This is a genomic window from Streptomyces sp. NPDC096013 (genome assembly GCF_044763565.1).
GTDB lineage: Bacteria > Actinomycetota > Actinomycetes > Streptomycetales > Streptomycetaceae > Streptomyces.
Map to the genome: position 1 here is coordinate 121,039 of NZ_JBIWGK010000015.1, position 18,028 is coordinate 139,066.

Here is an 18,028-nt window from a genome sequence, read left to right on the forward strand (position 1 = left end):
GAGCGCGCCGGAGTGACCCAGGTCACGTCGCGCTCGTGCAGCAGAACGGTGGGCTGTGCCGTCGAGGAGGGGTGACAGGAAGGGAGGAGCGTGTGGATCTGGCAGCCAAGTGGGCAGCGGGTACAGGGCGCGGCGGTGCCGAGTGGGTGGAGGGGGACTTCCATGGATTCGTCGCCGCCCGGTCGGCCGCGCTGTTCCGGGGCGCACTCGTCCTGACGGGCAGCCGCGACGCGGCGGAGGATCTGGTCCAGGAGACCCTGGAGCGGGCCTGCCGCAAGTGGCGCACGATCAGCGCCAAGGACGCCCCGGCGCGTACGTACGGCGGATCATGGTCAACCTCGCCAACGACCGTTGGCGAAGATTCCGCCGTACGGCTCAGCACCCGGTCGACGCCGATCCGGCGGCTCCGGGTGACGAGTACGGACGGATCGACAGCAGGGACCAGTTGGTCCGCGCACTTCAGCAACTGCCCATGCGGATGCGGACGGTGGTGGTGCTTCGGTACTTCCACGATCTGTCCGACGCCGAGATAGCGGCCGACCTGAAGATCTCGCCGAGCACCGTCCGTTCCCAACTGGCCCGCAGTATCGACCGGTTGAGAACCCAGTTTCCCGCACTCTCCGCCCCTTCATCGCAGCAGCTCACGGAGGGAACCCGATGAGTACGTACGAACCGCGGCCTTCCGGCTGCACACCTTTCGAAGAGGAACTGATCAACGCCATGAACACCTTCGCGCAGTCCGCCGACGCTCCGGCCTTCGACACGGCCGGCATGGTCCACCGCACCCGCCGCCGACGGGCCACCCTCATCGCCGGGTTCGCCGCGGCCCTGATCGTGGCGGGCGGCGGCACGGCACTGGCCTCCATCAGCGGCAGCAGCGCCGCACAGACGCCGTCGAAGCCGGCTGCCGCCGGCGACCACAGCGAGGCGACCTTCCTGCTGGGCGGCCTCACCAAGGACCCCATCCCGGTCGACCTCACGGGCGTGGACCTGACCACGGCCAAGGGCCAGTTCGACAAGGCCCAGCTCAAGCTCGGCACCATCACCAAGACGACCAGCCCCGGCTGCAAGTCGGCCACGGTCGTCGAACTCACCCCGCACAGCCCGAAGATCGTGGTCAAGGGCGACACGGTGAATGTGAAGCTCTGCGCGGGCTGACCGCGTTGAGCGGTTGAGGACCCAGTCCTGGGCGTGCGCGCGCGAGCCGCTCAGGACCGGCCGAACCGCCGTATCCACGTCACCTGCCACGGCCACCGCCGTCGGCCACTCCTCTCCCGACGGGCCCCGCACGCAGCGCCTAGGATCGACGTCAGGTGCGAGGTCACGCTGCGGTCAGGTGCGGCTGAGGGAGTCAGTGACTCGTGTGCCGGTCAGGCTCTCGGCAAGCGTGTCACGCCTGGCCCGGCTCGGCTCAGGCCGTGGGGTCCGGGTCCTTCTCCTTGGCGTCGAACCTGCGCACCTCGCTGCGTATGCGCGGTCCCCACTTGGTGAGGAGTGCCGTGATCTCCGGTGCGGCCACGTGCCGGTCGAGGGCCTCCTGGGACGCCCACTGTTCGAGCACGGTGACGGTTCCGGTCGCCGTGTCCTCCACGGAGAACGAGATCAGCACGTTTCCGGGATTGGCCGCGGCGAGCGGGTACGACGTCGCTCGTGCCTCGGTGACGAACGCCTCGACGTCGTCGGCGGGTACGAAGACCCGGCCCGCGATGATGACGGCTGTCCTGACATGGACCTGAGGCGTGTTCGGCTTGGTCATCGTTCTTCCTCGTCCTTCGTGTGTGGTCAGGCGGTGTGCTGGTAGGCGGGGTAGGTGAGATAGCCGGCGTCGCCGCCCTGGTAGTAGGTGTCCGGGTCGGCGGGGGCGAGGGGCAGGGCGGTGCGGAGCCGTTCCACCAGGTCGGGGTTGGCGAGGAAGGCGCGGCCGAAGCTGATGAGATCCGCGCCCAGGCCGAGCCAGTGGTCGGCGGCGGCGAGATCGGTCTGCTTGGGGCCCATCGGCACGCTCGGGTTGACGACCAGGCTGCCCGGCCACGCGCGGCGCAGCCCGAGGAGTACCTCTTGCTCGGTGGTGGCCTCCAGGTGCACGTAGGCGAGGTCGAAGCGGGCGAGTTCGGCGAGCAGGGCCGCGTACAGCTTCGGCACCTCTTTCTCCTCTACGCCCCAGAAGGTGCTGCCGGGGGAGAGCCTGATCGCGGTGCGGTCCGCGCCCACGGCGTCGACGGTGGCGGCGACCGCCTCGACGGCGAAGCGGATGCGGTGGGCGACGGGGCCGCCGTAGGCGTCGGTGCGCAGGTTGGCGTTGGACGACAGGAACTGTGAGATCAGGTAGCCGTTCGCGCCGTGCAGTTCGACGCCGTCGAAGCCCGCGTGGACGGCACGCCGGGCGGCCTCGGCGTACGAGCGGGCCTGCTCGGGTACCTCGGAGAGGTCCAGGGCGCGGGGGACTGGTGCGGGCTTGGGGCCGGTCGGGGTGAACACCTCGCCGATGGCGGCGACCGCCGACGGCCCGAGCGGCTGGAGGCCCGTGGTCTCGGGGTGTGAGACCCGGCCGCCGTGCATGATCTGCGCGAAGACCCGTCCGCCGTTGGCGTGTACGGCGTCGGTGACGGGCCGCCAGGAGGCCACCTGCTCGTCGGTGTACAGGCCCGGGGTGCCCGGGTTGGACTGTCCGACCAGGCTGGGCTGCACGCCTTCGGTGACGATCAGTCCGGCGGTGGCTCGCTGGGCGTAGTAGGCAGCCATGGACGGGGTGGCCAGGCCCCCGGCCGCGGCGCGCACCCGGGTCATCGGGGCCATGACGATCCGGTTGGGCAGTTCCAGTGCGCCGAGGCGGTGGCGGTCGAACAGGGTGGTCTTGCCGGTCATGCCGGAACTCCTTCGTGATGACTGGTCGTAGCCCGGGACAGTGGGCCCGACGGGTACGCTAGAACCTGACATTGATGTGAGGGTCAAGTCCTGGGCGGGGGAAACCGCCGGGAGGGTGAGATGCGGATCGGTGAACTCGCGGCCAGGACCGGAGTCAGTGTCCGTTCGCTGCGGTACTACGAGGAGCAGGAACTACTGGTCAGCACCCGTAGTAGCGGCGGGCAGCGGCGCTTCACCGAGCAGGACATCGAGCGGGTGAACTTCATCCAGCGCCTGTACACGGCCGGGCTGTCCAGCCGCACCATCATGGAACTGATGCCGTGTCGCGACGCACCCAGCGACGCGAGCTCCGAATCCGCGCTGGAACGCATGGCCCAGGAGCGCGACCGGCTCTCCACCCACATCGAGGAACTGCTCCACACCCGCGACTCGCTCGACGGCCTGATCTCCGCGGCGCAAGCCGACCGAGACGCCCGCCGGATCGCCGCATGACGAGGCGTCCTACGAAGCGTTCATGAAGGTGGCCGGCCGGGCGGGCTGAGGGGCGCGCCGTGTCCAGGGCCCCGCGCGGCAGGCGCGAACTCCGAGCGTCAGGCGGAGCCGGAGAGTCTTGGGGTCAACCGAGGCGTCCCCGTTCCCGGCCGGCCCTAATCGCTGCTCGTCTGTGCTCTGGAACTGGGTCGCAGTTCGTGGCCGGCCCCGCTGGAGGCCCTGCGTCTGGCACCTGGAGACGGGCCGTCACCTTCACCGCCCGGCCGTCGCGCGAACCGCTCAAGCGGCTGGCAGGTGCTCGGGAGGATGCGGTCGGACGTGTTCCGCGCAGGGCGGCCTCGCGGCGGCAGCCTCACGTCGTGGGCCGTCCGTCCGGCAAGGAGGTGTGGGTTTGCCTTCGGGTGGCCCGACACTCGGGGCGCCCCGGACAGCAACACCATCACCGACCCGTGCCTCTACGGCACGGCAACCACCCGGTCCTGGGACCTGCTCCACCCCACGACCCACCCCGCCGCACGCCACGACATCCAAACGCCCCGCAAGACAGGCACCACAACGGCGCGGAACAAGATGTCGACCACTCCGCGACCACGCCGCAGACGATAAAGATCAAGCTAGGTAGTGACGTTCGGCTCGACGGCACTGACGTCCAACACCGTCACACCCCGCACGACCAACGGCTCCACGGCGACCTCCAGCAGCACCCGCGTCACGAGGGACGAGGAGCCGGACGACGTGGATTCCTCGCCGCCGACCTTCCAGCGGATGCGGCCGGGCACCCACAGTCTGTCGTCGATCTGGTAGGCCCGAGTCAGTCCGAGCCGACTGTCGAAGGTCAGGTGGCCTGTGCTGGGCCGCACCTGCCGGACAACCGGATCCGACTGCGTCAGACGGTTCAAGTCCTGGGCACTCAAAGGCACTTGGGTGCCCCAGCTCTTCAACAGCGTGAGGATGCCGTCCTTCAGGAGACCCAGGAAAAGTGATCTCTCGGTGCCCAGACGCAGTCCCGCCTCTGCACGCAGACCGGGGTGGAGCGCGGAGCCCTCGGCGAAGCCCTGGTTGCCGGAGAGGAACCAGAGCATCCGGTCCCAGGCCTCGAAAGCGTCGAGCAAAGTCAGCCAGACCACGGTGTCCCGGACGGAGCGGTCGGATACTCGGGCCAAGGCCGCCTCCGCGGCACCTTCGGGCGTCGGGAGGATCGCGAACCGCGTGTGCAGAGCTTCACGTCGGTGTTGTACGGCTTCCTCGGACGAACCCTCTGTCGACTGCTGGGCCTCGACGCGGTGGTGAGAGAGGTGTTCCTCCGCCACGGTCTGCGGGATCGCGAGGGTGTGGCCGTGCCGACCGGCCGCCGTATGAAGCATCCTGAACACGGCCCCGTCGGGGAAGCCGGTCAGTTCGAGTTGGTCGATGTCGAGGACGATCAGTGCTCCTCGGTCTGTGTCGGGCAGATGCTGGTTGGTCATGAGGGTGAGTCCTCGGGCTCGGGGGCTCGCTCGGTCTCGTCCGGCGTCCTGGCGGCCAGCCGCTCTGCGGTCCCCCGGAAGGCTGCCCACCCCAGGAACAGGATCTGGACGGCCGCCGTGATGCCTGCCGCCAGGAATTTCCCGGAGCCCGTCGGGCGCTCGCCCAAGAACAGCGGGATCTTCCCGTTGGGGTCCACGGTGACGGTGACCGTCTGGCCGGCCCGCAGCTTCTCCCCGTAGATCGTGCCGGGTACCGGCCGCCCCGACAGATCCTTGAATTCGGCTGCCAACAGGGGCGCGCTCGGCCCTTCGTCGACCCAATAGGTGTCGCTCACCGTCGCCCGTATCTCCTGGCCCCGGTCGTGCAACGCCCGCTGGTCCAGCCCCGAATAGGTCAGGTGCACCACGGCCAGTGCGCTGATCGGCATCACGATCATCGCCAGGACGCCCCATCCCTCGGGCTTGTCCATGCTCGGCACCATCGTCAGGAGGACGCCGAGCGCCAGGATATAGAGCAGCGGATACAGGAGCAGCGCCAGCCAGACGTTCTGCGTCACGTGCAGCAGAGTGCCGACGCCTACCTCGGCGCCCAGACACACCGCTACGGAACCAGCCAGGACCAGTGCGGCCTGGCCCACCCGACGGATCGGTCCGCGTATTCGTTCCTCCACCGTCTTCCCCCTTCGATCGCCGAACGCGTTCCCCAACCGTTAGGAGGAGATGGGTGATCCATACCCTGATCGGGCCCGCGATCGGGATCACTTTCCCTGCTGTTTCCGGGTCCGCACCACTGGTTTTGGCTCCCTGGCCCGGCACCGCGCTGCACTGCACCACGGGTGCCGTCGCCTGCCGGAAGAGCACCCGCATGTCGTGCGCGGATTCACGTCACGACCGGGATCTTGCACGGCAAGCCCAGCTTCTCCGGTGCCGGCCGTGCCAGCCGTGCCGATCGCGCCTTGCGCGCGGGCACCTGGAGCGGCGCCTTGATAGTGCCGGCCGGAATGGCGCCAATCACATTTGAGGGACGCGATGACATCGACTGGGCTTCGCCGAGCATACGTACTGCACGGAAGAGGTAAAACGGGCGACGGTGAGCGATACTCGGCGGGTCGAGGAGGCGCCGAGGTCACCAGTGACGACGACCCGTCCGTGCGCCGGGCCGCGATCCGAGGACGGGCCATGCATGTCCGCGGATCTCAGCAGCTCACGCCGGACGGAGGACCGTTGTGTACCGCGGCATATGGTCACGGACCGGTCCAGGAGCGTCTTTGATCAGGTTCTGCATTCTGACAATGATTGTCCTGCGACAATGACTCGCGGGAGTCGGCGAAGTCCGGTCGCCTGTCGTCAAGGGCACCTGCTGTCACGTCGGCGAAACGGGGGCTGTGACGTGAGGAGGCGGTGTGGCGAGGGATCGGATCGGGCTGGCCGAGGTTCTGGCGGCGGCGGAGAGTGCCGCCCCGGTGTCCTCTCTGGACGTCGTGGCGCACAACCTGCGCGACCGGTTCGGTGCGCGCTATGTGTCGTTCCTCTTCATCGACGTCGTCGGACGGCGGCTGCTGCGGGTCAACGACACGTCGGTCACTGAGCAGGAAGAGCAGACCGAACAGGTCCCTCTGGCCGGCAGCAGTGTCTACGACGAAGTCCTGCGGACCCAGAAGCCGGTGCAGGCGCCACAGGGTGCGGAGGGGCAGCGGGTGCTGGCCCCGGTCACCAACCGCGGCGACGCCATCGGTGTTCTGGAGCTGTTCCTCACCGAGGTCACCGAGGAGGTGCTGGAGCAGGTCGAGGAAGCCGCGCACGCGCTGGCGTACATCATCGTCACCGACCGCCGCTTCACCGACCTCTATCACTGGGGCAACCGCACCACCGCGGTCAGCCTGGCCGCTGAGATCCAGCGCCAGCTCCTGCCCTCGGCTCCCTCCTGCGAAGCTCCCGAATTCACCCTCGCCGGCGCTCTGGTGCCGGCATCGGACATCGCCGGCGACACCTACGACTACAGCCTCGACAGCGACACGCTGCACCTGTCCGTCACCGACGCCATGGGCCACGACGTGGATGCTTCGCTGATGGCGACCCTCCTGGTCAACGCCTCCCGAGGTGCCCGCAGGGCCGGAGAGGATCTTGCCGAACAGGCCCGCCAGACCCACCGCGCACTCCTCGATCACGGCCGACGCACCTTCGCCACCGGCCAGTTGCTGCGCGTCGCCCTGGACGGAAGCGGTGCCCAGCTCGTCAATGCCGGCCACCCTGGCCGCTGCGGCTGCGCGACGGCACGGTCGAGGAACTGCGCCTAGTCGTGAACATGCCCTTCGGTTTCGTGGAGCAGGGCCCCTATGAGGTGCAGGATCTCGATCTTCGCCCCGGTGACCGCCTCTTGCTCTACACCGACGGCATGCATGAACGCCAGGCCGAAAATGTCGACCTTGCTGGCCTCCTCTGCGCCACTGCCGCCGAACATCCGCGTGAGGTCGTACGCAGGATGGTCACCGCCGTCACCGACGCCTATGAGGGCCGACCGCCGAAGGACGATGCCACCGTCCTGTGCCTTGACTGGCACGGCCCCCGCAGTGAAAGCGGCCACGCGAACGCCTGAACCGTCGTCCGCGCCGGAGGCTCAAGCTCCGGTGAGGCGAGCACCTCGGCGCGGGCAGCGGCCGGTCCAGCCAGACGCCGCTGTCGATCTCTTCCTTGCGGAGGACGCGGGAACTCCCTGCGGTGCGGATCAGCCATCACACAGCCGACGACCTCGCGGGTGGCCAGGCGCTCGACACCGCGTGATGCGCCGGGAGCATCCTCGACCTGGTCCGCATTCTCCGATCAGGGGGAAGGTTCAAGAGCCGTGGAGCGAGTGGCGTGCGATCGAGTTGGTCATCCCTCGTCCAGGCATAGGCAGAAGGGGTGTCCGGCCGGGTCGAAGAGCACTTGGACGTTCTCCTGCGGCTGGAACTCCGCCACTGTGGCGCCGAGAGCCACCGCCTCGGCGACCGCCGAATCCAGATCGCCGACCTGGAAGTCGAAGTGCATCATGGGGCGTTGTTCGCCTTCTACCGGAGGCCACACTGGAGCCCGATAGCCGTCCGTCTGCTGGAACACGAAGAACGGTCCTTGCGGGGAGGCGGCGACGATGGCCGTGCCCGGTTCCTCGTGTCCGACGTGCCAATCGAGCAGGTCGGCGTAAAACCTCGCCAGGCCGCCGGGGTCCGGCGCCTCGATGGCAGTTCCCCACCACATATCACCGGTTCGAGATCTCATTCCGACAGCCTGCCTCATGATCCCCGGCACGTCGTGATGATCCCGGGGTTGCCGTGCGTGAAGGACGCCAGGTTGTGGTTCCGGGCTCGCGCTGGACCGTGATGATGTGCCTGTCGGGGTGGGTCAGGGCTGCCCGTCGGGCGGTGTCCTGGAGCCGGTCACCGGCCGCGCTCACCGGGCCGTTCGCGTGCTGGTGCCGTAGGTGTGCGGGTCGACAGGTCGCTCGGCCTTGGGCAGGTGGGCGACGACGAGCCGGTAGGAGTCGGTGACAAGCTCCCTGACGAGTTCCTTGTCGACACCTTCCCCGTACTCCAGGGTGATCCAGTGCCGCTTGTTCATGTGGTAGCCGGGGGTGATGTGGCTGTACTGCTCCCGCAGGGCCTGGGCCTCGCCGGGGTCCGCCTTCAGGATGACGACGGGTATCCCCGGGACTTCGGTCATCAGCATGAACACCTTGCCTCGTACCTTGTAGACCTCCCAGTCGGGGCCGAAAGGGTGCTCCAGCTGGGCCCCGGGAAGTTCCTCCGCACAGTCGGCGGCGGTTGTGTGCAGGGTCGATGCATTCATGGGTGGTGGGCCTTCTCGGGGAGTGACGGACTGCGGCATTGAAGGAGGTGGAGGGGTGCCGCGCGGGCGCGGTGATACGTCCCATCCTTCCGTGGAAGCCGACAGGAAGAGCGGTAGGCTGCGGACATATGGTGGTCGACAAGCGACACTCCGCGTCGAGCGGACAGGCCGGGCCAGCTGCGGTTCCGATCTACGATTTCCAGCCCCCGGTCGGTACTCCCTACGGCCTTGAGGTGAGTACCGTCGAGGACTTCTTCGCCCAGCACGACGACTGGCCGTGGAACCCACCCCGTCCGGGCCGTGCCACCTTCCACTACCTCATCGCCGTCACCGAGGGTGAGCTGCGGCACGACGTCGACCACGTCACGCGGACCGTCGCCCCCGGCCAGTGGCTGTGGGTGCGTCCCGGGCACGCGCAGTGCTGGCATCCGCCCGGCGCGGCCCGCGGCCCGTTCATCCTGTTCGAACCCGGCGTGCTGCGGCCCGACCTCGCCCGCCTCCTGGCCCCGCTCACCGCGCATGACGCTCCCGCCGTGCTGAGCCCGCCCCCCGAGGACGCCGTCTGGCTCCAGCAGACGGCACTCCAGCTCCTGGACGAACACCGCGCACTGGGGCGCCGTCCCCTCGACATCCACCACGCCCTGCGCCGCAGCCTGCTCGAATCGCTGCTGCTGCGCCTGGCCGACTCCCCGGGCGTCGCCCCCGTCGGCACGGCCACGGCCGGCACGGGCCACGCCGACAGGGTCGACAGATACCGGCGCTTCCTGGACGCCCTGGAACTGCACTTTCGCGAACTGCACCAAGCAGCGGACTACGCCGAACTGCTCGGCTGCTCGGTCCGTACCCTCAGCCGTGCCGCCCGTGACGCCACCGGCAAGGGCGTACGCGAACTCATCGACGAGCGGCGCCTGTTGGAAGCGCGGCGCCTGCTGGGAACTGCCCGGTGGGACGCCCGGACGGTGGCAGTCCACCTGGGCTTCACCGACCCCGCGAACTTCGGCCGCTTCTTCCGCGACCGCACCGGCCTCACCCCGGCCGCCTACGCCGCCCGCGCGGCGGGGACCGAGGCGTGACGGAAACGCGGCGGAGGCCCGGCGCCCACCGGAGGCGATGACTCCCGTCGCGATCGGCGTGAAGGCCCGTTAGGAGCGCTGGGGGAGTGTCGGTGTTCGACACCTGAGGTCTTCGCCCGCAGGGCGAGTGCAAGTCGGCGCCCACCTTGCTGCTCCGGTCGATCCGCACGACGGTGCCGGCCCGGATGGCCATGCGGGAACCCGTCCGCACCCGGAAGGGAACTGCATCGATCGCTCCCCGGTGAGCAGCCCACCCTCTCCTCGGAGCCTGCTCACGGTCTGGGCGCTTTCAGGCGGATGCCATCGCCGGGCGCTCTGTCCACCGACCCACGCCATCGAACTCGTGCGGCGGCCGCCGACCTACTGCGGTAATTGACAGGGTACGAACGTACCTCTTAACGTACCCACATTCAGGAGCACCACTGTCGGCTCAATGAGGAGCATCGATGCAGCACCTGTACGAGATAGACGTCCGGGTCCCGATGCGTGACGGCGTGGCCCTCGCCGCAAACGTGTGGCGCCCGGCCGAGGGGACGGCTCCGACGCTGCTCGTGCGCCTGCCGTACGGCAAGGACGCGCTGGGTCTGGGCCACGACGTCATGCCCAGCCTGTTGGCTCTGCTGGAGGCCGGTTACGCGCTGGTCGTGCAGGACTGCCGGGGCACCCACCGCTCGGAAGGCGAGTTCGTTCCGCACATGGCCGATCGGGCCGATGGCGAGGACACGGTCGCCTGGATCGCCGGTCAGCCGTGGTCGGACGGCGCGGTGGGCATGTACGGGCCGTCGTACCTCGGGATGGTGCAGTGGGAGACCGCCGCGACCGGCGCCCCCGCCCTCAGGGCGATCGCACCGGCCTTCACCTCGATCGACAACTACGAGGCGCCCTGGTACGGCCCGGGCGGTGCGCTCTCACTGAGTCTGGTCACGATGTGGAACGCCATGATGTACGCGGCCGACGCGCAACGGTCCCTGGCGGCGGGCGAGGACACCGCGTCCCAGGTGCAGCAGTTCGGTCAGGCGTTCCTGTTCCCGGAGCAGTTGAACGGAGTGCTGCCGACGGCGGAGGTGCCGGTCCTGAAGGCGTACGGGAAGTGGTGGGACGACTGGATGGCCCATCCTTCCCACGACGGGTACTGGGATGCCATGGAGCTCACGTCCGAGCTCAAGAACGTCACCGTTCCGGCGCTCAACATTGGCGGCTGGTACGACCTCTACATCGGGCAGACGGTGCGCACGTACACCACTGCCCGTCAGGAGGCGGGCAGTGCGCAGGCCCGTGAGGGGCAGCGGCTGATCATCGGTCCGTGGGATCACCTCTCCTCGACCGGCGTCTATCCCGACCGCTCCTTCGGTCCGCTGGCCAGTGCGCAGATGCTGGGTCTGACCGGTCTGCACGTGAAGTTCTTCGACCGCTGGCTGCGCGGCGACGCCACCGCTCTGGACGACGTGGCGCCGGTGAAGATCTTCGTGATGGGCATCGATCAGTGGCGCGATGAACAGCAGTGGCCGCTGCCCGACACAAGGTGGACCGACTTCCACCTCACGAGCGCCGGCCACGCCAACACGGCGGGTGGCGACGGCGTGTTGACGACCGAGGCATCGATCGGCGCCGGGCACGACACCTATCTCTACGACCCGCGCCGCCCGGTTCCCACGGCCGGCGGAGCGTCCATGCCGGTGACGCTGGAACTCTGCGGCCCGGTCGACCAGCGGACCGTCGCCGCCCGCGAGGACGTCCTGTGCTTCGCCACACCCGTACTGGAGGAGGCTGTCGAGGTCACAGGCCCGGTCAGTGTGACGCTGTTCGTCTCCTCGTCGGCGGTGGACACCGACTTCACCGCCAAGCTCGTCGACGTCTTCCCCGACGGCAAGGCGATCAACCTGTGCGACGGGATCCTGCGAGCCCGTTACCGGGGCGGTCTGGCCTCGGAGGAACTGATGGAGCCCGGCACGGTCTACGAGATCACCATCGACATGACCGCCACATCCAATGTGTTCCTCCCCGGTCACCGCATTCGCCTGGACGTCTCCAGCAGCAACTTCCCCCGCTACGACCGCAACACCAACACCGGCGGTGTCATCGCCCGTGAGGGCGAGGAGCAGATGATCGCCGCGATCAACCACATCCATCACGGGCCGAACCATCCCAGCCGGCTCGTGCTGCCGGTCATCGACCGCAAGGACCAGTCGTGAGCGCCGCCGACCGGGTCGCCGAACTCACCGCGACCTTCGCGGCTCCCTCCCTCGACGTGGCTGGACTGCTCTGCGACCAACACCCCGCCGACCGCACGGCGTTCACCGTCGTCGACAGCGACGGCAAGGCTTCCAGGCTGACCTTCGGCGAACTGGGCGCCAACTCCCACCGCTGGGCGCGGGCGCTCCAGGGACTCGGTGTCGGTCCGGGTGACAGGGTGGCGACCCTGATGGGCAAGAGCACCGACCTGGTCACCGTCATCCTGGCGATCTGGCGGCTCGGCGCGGTCTACGTCCCGCTGTTCACGGCGTTCGCACCTCAGGCCATCGCCCTGCGCCTGGAAGGCGCGGGAGCGCACATCGTGGTCGTCGACCCGGACCAGCGCCACAAACTCGACCGGGGCCCCGACATGCCGGACGACCCCCGGCGCCGCGTCGTCGTCACCGGAACCGGCGCGCGGCACAGTGACGTGGCCACCGGAACCGGCACACGGCGCAGTGACGTGTCGCTGACCGACCTCGTCGAGGCCGCGTCACCCGAGCCGCTGCCCGCCGTCACCACAAGCGGCGCCGGCCCCTTGGTCCACATGTTCACCTCCGGCACCACCGGCAAGCCCAAGGGCGTCGTCCACCCCGTCTCCTACATCGCGGGCTGGCAGATCTACCTGGAGTACGGCCTGGGCGTCACCCGGGACGGAAGCTACTGGTGCGCCGCCGACCCCGGCTGGGCCTACGGCCTGTACGCGGCCATCGTCGCCCCGATGGCCGCCGGACTCCCGAGCTTGCTGCTGTCCGGCGGGTTCTCCGCCGAGACGACCTGGCGCACCCTCGTCGACCACCAGGTCACCGACTTCACCGCCGCCCCCACGGTGTACCGAGGGCTGCGCTCCTCGTCGGTACCGGTGCCCAGGGGACTACGGCTGAAGCGGGCGTCCAGCGCGGGCGAGCCGCTGACACCTGAGGTCAACGAGTGGGCCGGCGCCGCGCTCGGCCTGGCCGTGCACGACCACTTCGGCCAGACCGAACTCGGCATGCCCCTGGCCAACCACCACCATCCCGAACTCGCCCGTCCGCTCAAGCCGGGATCCATGGGCCGGCCGGTACCCGGCTGGAGTCTCACCGTCCTGGCCGACGACGAGGACGTGCCCGCGGGCCCTGGCGTGCTCGGCCGGGTCGCGATCGACGTCGAGGCGAGCCCGCTGATGACCTTCCGCGACTACCAGATCCCCGGGCAGAGCGGCTCCAAGTTCACGCCCGACGGCCGCTGGTACCTCACCGGTGACGCCGGACGGGTCGACGCCGACGGGGACTTCTTCTTCTCCTCCCGCGACGACGACGTCATCATCATGGCCGGTTACCGGATCGGCCCGTTCGAGATCGAGAGCGTGCTCGCCCAGCATCCCGCCGTCGCCGAGTGCAGCGTCATCGGCGCACCCGACGACGTCCGCGGCGAGGTCATCGAGGCGTACGTCGTCCTGCGCGACGGCGACGACGGCTCACCGGAACTGGCCACCGAGCTCCAGCAGTTGGTCAAGACCCGGTACGCCGCCCACGCCTACCCGCGCACCATCCACTTCATCGACGCCCTGCCCAAGACACCCAGCGGCAAGACCCAGCGCTACCTGCTGCGCAAACGCCGACGCACCGAACTCACCACCCCGGAGCCACGTTGACCGGCACAGAACCCCTGCTCGTGGAGCAACGCGGCCCCGTCCGTTGGCTGTTGCTCAACCGCCCCGAGCGGCGCAACGCTCTCGACGTCACCCTCGTAGAAGCACTGGACAAGCAGATTACGAGTGCCGAGACCGACCCCGACACGGCGGTCATCGCCGTGGCCGGCAAGGGACCGAGCTTCTGCGCCGGCGGAGACTTCCACGAGTTCCTCCAACTGCACGACGCCGGCCACCACCCGGTCGACTTCCTGGCCGACGTGTCTGCCTGCTTCAGCCGCATCGCGGCCAGCCCGAAACCCTGGGTCGCCGTCCTGCACGGTCACGCCGTCGCCGGAGGCCTCGAACTCGCCCTGGCCTGCGATGTCGTCGTCGCCGCCGACACCACGCTCATCGGCGACGGCCACCTCAACCGGCGCCTGGTACCGGCCGGCGGGTCGAGCGTCCGGCTGCCCCACGCGGTCGGACGCGGACTGTCGCGATGGCTTCTGCTCACCGGCGAACTGCTGCCCGCCCCCGCCTTCGAGAACACCGGCTGGATCCACGCCATCGTGCCCGAGGCCGACCTCGAAGCCACCGCCACCCGCATCTGCCAGCAGCTGGCCGAGCGCAGCGGCCCCGCCCAGCAACGGCTCAAGACACTGCTGCACCGGATCGACGGCATGGCCCCCGAGCAGGCCCTGCGGGAGGAACTGGCCACCTTCGCCGACAACTGGCCGGCGAGCGCGGTGGCCGACGCCCTGCGGGACTTCCTCGCTCCCCACACCACGAAAGCGGACATGAAGTGAATCGCTACCAGGGACGCGTCGTCGCCATCACCGGAGCCGCACAAGGCCTCGGCCTCGCCATGGCGACCCGGTTCGCCTCCGAGGGGGCCACGGTCGTGCTGGCCGACGTCAACGAACAGGCCCTCACCCACGCCGCCGGGACCATCACCGACGCCCACGACGCGAAACTCCGCACGGACGTGGTGGACGTGACCGACTCCGGCCAGGTCAATGACTGGATCACCGGCGTCACCGGCGATCTCGGCCGCCTCGACGTGCTGGTCAACAACGCCGGCATCATCCGCGACAACCGCGTCGAGGACATCACCGACGACGACTGGCACGCGGTCATCGACGTCAGCCTCACCGGCGCCTTCCACTGCGCCCGCGCCGCATTCGCCCCCATGAAACGCCAGCGCTACGGACGTATCGTCAGCTTCTCCTCCATGTCCTGGCGCGGGAACTTCGGCCAGACCAACTACGTAGCCGCCAAGGCCGGCATCGTCGGCATGACCCGCACCCTGGCGCTTGAGGGCGCCCGCCACGGCATCACCGCCAACGCCATCGCCCCCGGCCTCATCGAGACCCCCATGCTCGCGTCCATGAACGGCCCGGCCCGCGCCAAACTCACCGACAAGATCCCCATGCGGCACACCGGCCGCCCCGAGGACATCGCCGAAGCCGCCGCCTTCCTCGCCAGCGAAGCCGCCGGCTACATCACCGGCATCGTCCTCGACGTGGACGGCGGGATCTCCATCGGATCCTCGATCCGGTGACCGCGAGCATCGCGAACGACTGGGTCCGCAGGAGGGGGACAGCCGGCCCGGAGGTGGTGACGCCGATGCCGGCACACGGCGGTCAGCTCTGCCTGGCACCGGGTACAGCCACCGATCCAGGGGGAGTGGCGGTGGTTCTCGAGGCTGTCGTCGGGGTGCCGGCTGATGAGGTAGATCGGGTCATCGCCGATGTGTACGGGCGGAACCCCTCAACCTCGACGGGCGCGTCGGCGCGATGGTGCTCAATGTGGACGCGTTGGCGGCCAACCCAACCCGCCCCGCCTCCAGGCCGACCTGGTTGGCGGGTTCCAGGCGGGACACGTGGTGACTCACCGACGGTTGGGAGTGGTGCAGTTCCCTCGCCGCCTCGGTCACCGAGCCGTGGCGGGCCACCGCGGCGAGAACCCTGAGGTGGACGAGGTTGAGCATTCATCAAGCACATCAATGAGTGTCCGGTGAAATTGGCATTAGACCTCGTACGACAGTTCCTCCATGCTGAAGCCATGACCACCACCACTGGCACGGTGACCTGCGACCTCACGCTCTCGATCGACGGCTACGCCGCAGGGCTCAACCAGACCGAGCAGCGCCCGTTCGGCGACGACGGCGGCGACGGCTGGGGCGACCGGCTGCACGCCTGGTACAGCGAGGGCGCCGACGAGCACCCGGCCGAGTTCGCCAGAATGATGACGGCGAAGGCGTTCATCATGGGGCGCAACATGTTCGGCCCGGTGCGTGGTGAGTGGGACCGCCCGTGGACGGGGTGGTGGGGCGACAACCCGCCCTACCACGGCCCGGTCTTCGTGCTCACCCACCACCCGCGCGATCCGCAGCCGATGGTCGGCGGCACCACGTTCTACTTCGTCACGGACGGGATCCAGGCCGCGTTCGACCGTGCACGCGAGGCGGCGGGGGACGGGGGCATCTCCATCCACGGCGGCGCGACCACCGTCAACCAGTACCTCGCCGCCGGCCTGATCGACGAGATCCGGCTGCATGTCGTCCCGCTCATGCTCGGCGCCGGCACGCGACTGTTCGACGGCGTCCCGCCGCTGAAGCTAGAGCAGGTGGAGTCGCGCGCGGCGAAGTCGGTCACACACCTGGTCTACCGCGTCCTGCACTGAACTCTTCGCGGTAGATCGTCATGACACTCGCGGTTGTCCGCCCTGCGGGCAGGCGACTGCCGACTCCGCGGACTCGAGGCGTCCGAGCCTCCCCAGGGGGCATCCCCTGTGGGTACGTTAGGAGGTACGCTGGTACCCATTTGCAAGGGGTCGGCTCTCCGGCCCGGACGACCACTCGCCGTTTCCGGCGGAGATCCTCATGGGAGACTGCCACGGTGACGGCCGAAACTGACTCGCGTGACCGACGCCCGCGCCGAACAGCGCGCAGGCGGGTCGTCGACACACGCCGACGCGACGAACTGCTGCTCCAGGCCGAGGCGATCATCCTGGCCGAAGGCTTCACCGCGGTGACCATGGACGAGCTCGCCCAACGGCTCGAGTGCTCCAAGGCGACGCTGTACAGCCTCGCCTCCACGAAGGAACAGCTGGTACTGAAGGTGACCCGCACCTTCTTCCGGGATGCGACAGCCGAGATCGAACAGGCTGTGCAGGCAGAGCCGGACCCCAGGCAGCGCATCCGCGTCTACCTCACCGGTGTCGGCACGGCCATGCGCCGCCACTCCCACGCCTTCTACGACGACATGGTCGGCTACGAACCGACGGCGCAGATCTACCGCAAGAACTCTGCCGCCGCGGCACACCGGGTCCACGAACTGATCGAAGAGGGCGTGCGGGCCGGCGTCTTCCGCGAGCTCAACGGCCACTTCGCCGCCCACGTCGTAGCGGTCACCATCGACGCGGTCCAGTCGGGGGTCCTTCTGGAGAGGACCGGGCTGACCGCCGGCGACGCATTCTCCGAACTCGGCGATCTCCTGCTGGACGGACTCAGCTCGGGGCAGGGCACATCCGAAACTCCCTCCACCGCTGTCGACTCCCTCGGGGATCAGGTTTCGACACCGAGGTAGAGCCCGGCGGAAGTGATGCACCAGATCCACGGTGGCCTGGTGCAGTGCTGCGCGCCTGTTGGCCACGGCGCAACCCCTACAGGCCGTGCTTGTCAGCGCGCCGGGCATGTCCCGCGTTGGCCATGTCAGAGGTGCGATTGTCAGCAGGTGTAGCTCCGCGCGTGTCCCTCTCAGGTGACCTTCAGCGTGCTCGAGGGAAAAGCTGCTCGACAGCTGTCACCACTGCGGCGCGGCGGGCGGCAGTGGTGGGGTCCGCGGCGAGTGTGGCGGCGGCCTCGCTGAATTCGGGTTGCGACGCCCAGGTCATGGCGATCTGGTTCACCAGAGCAAGGACGTCGGCCGGGTCCCAGGCCCGGTCGAGCTGGCCGGCCTGTTGCACCTCGCGGAGCTGGTCGATTTTGCGGGCGATCACCGCCTGGGTGGGATCGTCGGCGACGGCTGTGGTCCCCGGCAGTTCGAGGCGGCCCCACGCGATCAGGCGATGGTGTTCTGGACGGGCGACAAAGTAGTCGAACAGGCGGCCCGCATAGCCAGGGAGGTCGCGCGGGTCCAACTGGGTGGCCTCGGCGATGACGACGTACTCCCGCGCGGAGACGTCGGCATAGAGGGCGTCTTTGCTGCGGAAGTAGGCGTAGACGCGTTCCTTGCTGGTTCTGGCGAGCTTGGCGATGCGGTCCACGCGGGCGCCGGCGATGCCGTGGCGGGCGAACTCCTCCATGGCAGCGGTGAGGATGCGCTCGCGTGTGGTGTCGCGGGCGACGGGCGCTGCGGTCTGGCCGGAGTCGCGGGACTGGATCACGGTTCCAGGATAGAACACCGAACTGTTTGGTTTGGCGGCTGGGGGATCGTCGCATAGAGTCAAACGGAACAGTTCGG

Annotated in this window: 17 protein-coding genes and 2 pseudogenes; 11 read left to right on the plus strand and 8 right to left on the minus strand. The window is 68.9% G+C overall.

Going from position 1 to position 18,028, the window contains the following annotated elements:
• The first annotated feature begins 92 nt into the window (after positions 1-92).
• Both ACIRB1_RS36990 and ACIRB1_RS36995 read left to right on the plus strand, forming a co-directional pair.
• Positions 93-661: pseudogene (locus ACIRB1_RS36990) on the plus strand (SigE family RNA polymerase sigma factor).
• Positions 658-1,158, plus strand: a complete 501-nt coding sequence (locus tag ACIRB1_RS36995; RefSeq protein ID WP_403468598.1) for a hypothetical protein — start codon at positions 658-660, stop codon at positions 1,156-1,158. Before ACIRB1_RS36990 ends, ACIRB1_RS36995 begins: the two are co-directional and overlap by 4 nt.
• Positions 1,159-1,411: 253 nt before the next feature.
• Here ACIRB1_RS36995 and ACIRB1_RS37000 read toward each other — a convergent pair whose 3' ends face one another.
• Both ACIRB1_RS37000 and ACIRB1_RS37005 read right to left on the minus strand, forming a co-directional pair.
• Positions 1,412-1,756, minus strand: coding sequence for a putative quinol monooxygenase (locus tag ACIRB1_RS37000; protein ID WP_403468599.1), 345 nt, complete (start codon positions 1,754-1,756; stop codon positions 1,412-1,414).
• A gap of 26 nt (positions 1,757-1,782) precedes the next feature.
• Positions 1,783-2,865, minus strand: coding sequence for an alkene reductase (locus tag ACIRB1_RS37005; RefSeq protein WP_403468600.1), 1,083 nt, complete (start codon positions 2,863-2,865; stop codon positions 1,783-1,785).
• 120 nt (positions 2,866-2,985) lie between these two features.
• Here ACIRB1_RS37005 and ACIRB1_RS37010 point away from each other — a divergent pair, with 120 nt between their 5' ends.
• Positions 2,986-3,357 (plus strand): MerR family transcriptional regulator, encoded by a 372-nt coding sequence (locus ACIRB1_RS37010; RefSeq protein WP_352182821.1) that lies wholly within the window; start codon positions 2,986-2,988, stop codon positions 3,355-3,357.
• A 614-nt stretch (positions 3,358-3,971) separates the two neighbouring features.
• Here the strand turns inward: ACIRB1_RS37010 and ACIRB1_RS37015 are convergent.
• Positions 3,972-4,823, minus strand: a complete 852-nt coding sequence (locus ACIRB1_RS37015; RefSeq protein ID WP_403468601.1) for a hypothetical protein — start codon at positions 4,821-4,823, stop codon at positions 3,972-3,974.
• Positions 4,820-5,494 (minus strand): hypothetical protein, encoded by a 675-nt coding sequence (locus tag ACIRB1_RS37020; RefSeq protein ID WP_403468602.1) that lies wholly within the window; start codon positions 5,492-5,494, stop codon positions 4,820-4,822. The genes ACIRB1_RS37015 and ACIRB1_RS37020 overlap by 4 nt, the downstream gene beginning before the upstream one ends.
• 732 nt (positions 5,495-6,226) lie before the next feature.
• On the opposite strand from ACIRB1_RS37020, the pseudogene ACIRB1_RS37025 reads away from it, so the two are divergent.
• A pseudogene (locus ACIRB1_RS37025) lies at positions 6,227-7,419 on the plus strand (PP2C family protein-serine/threonine phosphatase).
• 275 nt (positions 7,420-7,694) lie between these two features.
• Here ACIRB1_RS37025 and ACIRB1_RS37030 read toward each other — a convergent pair.
• Positions 7,695-8,078: a VOC family protein gene (locus ACIRB1_RS37030; protein WP_403468603.1), complete on the minus strand. Its 384-nt coding sequence runs from the start codon at positions 8,076-8,078 to the stop codon at positions 7,695-7,697.
• A gap of 171 nt (positions 8,079-8,249) precedes the next feature.
• Positions 8,250-8,645, minus strand: a complete 396-nt coding sequence (locus ACIRB1_RS37035; RefSeq protein WP_403468604.1) for an MmcQ/YjbR family DNA-binding protein — start codon at positions 8,643-8,645, stop codon at positions 8,250-8,252.
• A 128-nt stretch (positions 8,646-8,773) separates the two neighbouring features.
• Here ACIRB1_RS37035 and ACIRB1_RS37040 point away from each other — a divergent pair, with 128 nt between their 5' ends.
• The 5 genes from ACIRB1_RS37040 (at position 8,774) to ACIRB1_RS37060 (ending at position 15,123) form a co-directional block, all read left to right on the plus strand.
• Positions 8,774-9,718, plus strand: coding sequence for a helix-turn-helix domain-containing protein (locus ACIRB1_RS37040; RefSeq protein ID WP_403468605.1), 945 nt, complete (start codon positions 8,774-8,776; stop codon positions 9,716-9,718).
• Between the two features lie 446 nt (positions 9,719-10,164).
• Positions 10,165-11,910 carry a CocE/NonD family hydrolase gene (locus tag ACIRB1_RS37045; RefSeq protein ID WP_403468606.1) on the plus strand — a complete coding sequence of 582 codons (1,746 nt, stop codon included), beginning with the start codon at positions 10,165-10,167 and terminating at the stop codon, positions 11,908-11,910.
• Complete coding sequence (locus ACIRB1_RS37050) at positions 11,907-13,583, plus strand: AMP-binding protein (protein ID WP_403468607.1); 1,677 nt, start codon at positions 11,907-11,909, stop codon at positions 13,581-13,583. Before ACIRB1_RS37045 ends, ACIRB1_RS37050 begins: the two co-directional genes overlap by 4 nt.
• Positions 13,580-14,368 (plus strand): enoyl-CoA hydratase/isomerase family protein, encoded by a 789-nt coding sequence (locus ACIRB1_RS37055; RefSeq protein ID WP_403468608.1) that lies wholly within the window; start codon positions 13,580-13,582, stop codon positions 14,366-14,368. The genes ACIRB1_RS37050 and ACIRB1_RS37055 overlap by 4 nt, the downstream gene beginning before the upstream one ends.
• Positions 14,365-15,123: an SDR family oxidoreductase gene (locus ACIRB1_RS37060; protein ID WP_403468609.1), complete on the plus strand. Its 759-nt coding sequence runs from the start codon at positions 14,365-14,367 to the stop codon at positions 15,121-15,123. The genes ACIRB1_RS37055 and ACIRB1_RS37060 overlap by 4 nt, the downstream gene beginning before the upstream one ends.
• 180 nt (positions 15,124-15,303) lie before the next feature.
• Here ACIRB1_RS37060 and ACIRB1_RS37065 read toward each other — a convergent pair whose 3' ends face one another.
• Positions 15,304-15,552, minus strand: coding sequence for a LysR family transcriptional regulator (locus ACIRB1_RS37065; protein ID WP_403468610.1), 249 nt, complete (start codon positions 15,550-15,552; stop codon positions 15,304-15,306).
• Between the two features lie 74 nt (positions 15,553-15,626).
• Here ACIRB1_RS37065 and ACIRB1_RS37070 point away from each other — a divergent pair, with 74 nt between their 5' ends.
• A complete protein-coding gene (locus ACIRB1_RS37070) occupies positions 15,627-16,247 on the plus strand; it encodes a dihydrofolate reductase family protein (protein ID WP_403468611.1) in 621 nt (206 codons plus the stop codon).
• 215 nt (positions 16,248-16,462) lie between these two features.
• Positions 16,463-17,152 (plus strand): TetR/AcrR family transcriptional regulator, encoded by a 690-nt coding sequence (locus ACIRB1_RS37075; protein WP_403468612.1) that lies wholly within the window; start codon positions 16,463-16,465, stop codon positions 17,150-17,152.
• A 181-nt stretch (positions 17,153-17,333) separates the two neighbouring features.
• On the opposite strand, the gene ACIRB1_RS37080 is transcribed toward ACIRB1_RS37075, so the two are convergent.
• Positions 17,334-17,951, minus strand: coding sequence for a TetR family transcriptional regulator (locus tag ACIRB1_RS37080; RefSeq protein WP_403468613.1), 618 nt, complete (start codon positions 17,949-17,951; stop codon positions 17,334-17,336).
• Positions 17,952-18,028 lie beyond the last annotated feature (77 nt).